General features: G+C 48.8%; 1 protein-coding gene. It reads left to right on the forward strand.

Going from position 1 to position 1,259, the window contains the following annotated elements; genetic code table 11:
- Positions 1 to 76: 76 nt before the first annotated feature.
- A protein-coding gene (locus tag ACA373_RS22115; RefSeq protein ID WP_369897054.1) for an IS3 family transposase occupies positions 77 to 1,251 on the forward strand; the annotation gives its coding sequence in 2 pieces (ribosomal slippage) (positions 77 to 335 and positions 335 to 1,251; 1,176 coding nt in all).
- Positions 1,252 to 1,259: the final 8 nt, after the last annotated feature.

Consider the following 1,259-nt stretch of genomic DNA (forward strand, 5'->3'; position numbering starts at 1 on the left):
CTTTGTAGTGGCATAGTGAATTTGGCCACCTGAATAGAGGTGATATCATCGCCTCATAGTCAAAACAGGTGACATTATGACCGGACGTAACAGACGCAATTTTAGCCCAGAGTTTCGCCTCGAAGCTGCCCAGCTTGTACTCGATCAGCACTACACCGTTGCCGCCGCTGCCACTGCGATGAATGTCGGCAAATCCACGATGGACAAATGGGTTCGACAACTGAAAGAAGAGCGAGCGGGGAAATCACCCACTGCTTCACCCATGACACCTGAGCAGATTGAGATACGTGAATTGAAGAAAAGACTTCAACGCGTTGAAATGGAAAGGGATATATTAAAAAAGGCTACCGCGCTCTTGATGTCAGACTCCCTGAACAATTCTCATTAGTTGAGAAACTCAGGGCGCGGTTTCCTGTTGCCGTTGTGTGCAACGTGTTTGGGGTTCATCGCAGCAGTTATAAATACTGGCGGCAGCCCAGGAAGCCTGACGCCACGAGAGTGGCATTACTGAGCCTTGTGCGTGAAGTTTATCGCGAAAGTAACGGCTCAGCAGGAGCGCGAAGCATTGCCGCGATGGTCACCACCAAAGGTATAAAACTGAGCCGCTGGCGGGCAACAAAGCTGATGAAAGCGCTTAATATTATCAGCTGTCAGCAACCTGGCCATCGTTATAAGAAGGCGTCTAAGGAACACATTGAGATTCCTAATTATCTGGATCGCCAATTTGCTGTTACCGAGCCTAATCAGGCCTGGTGCGGTGATGTGACTTATATCTGGACGGGAAAACGCTGGGCTTATCTGGCTGTAGTACTCGATTTGTTTTCCCGTAAACCGGTTGGCTGGGCGATGTCATTTTTCCCTGATTCAGCACTGACGGGTAAAGCCCTGTCGATGGCCTGGGAAGCACGAGGAAAACCGGCTAATTTACTGTATCACTCGGATCAAGGCAGTCACTATACCAGCAGGAATTTCAGACAGTTACTGTGGAGATATCAGATAAAGCAAAGCCTGAGTCGCCGGGGAAATTGCTGGGATAACAGCCCAATGGAACGGTTCTTCAGAAGCCTGAAAACAGAGTGGGTGCCGGATAATGGGTACGTAAATTTTAGCGAAGCCAGCACAGCGATAACGAATTACATCACGGGATATTACAGCCAGCTCAGACCTCATCAATATAACGGGGGTTTGACGCCAAATGAATCAGAGCGATTGTTCTGGAAAAACTCTAAAGCCGTGGCCAGTTTTTGTTGACCACTACA

Source organism: Erwinia sp. STN24, assembly GCF_041320675.1.
Taxonomy (GTDB): Bacteria; Pseudomonadota; Gammaproteobacteria; order Enterobacterales; family Enterobacteriaceae; genus Erwinia; species Erwinia aeris.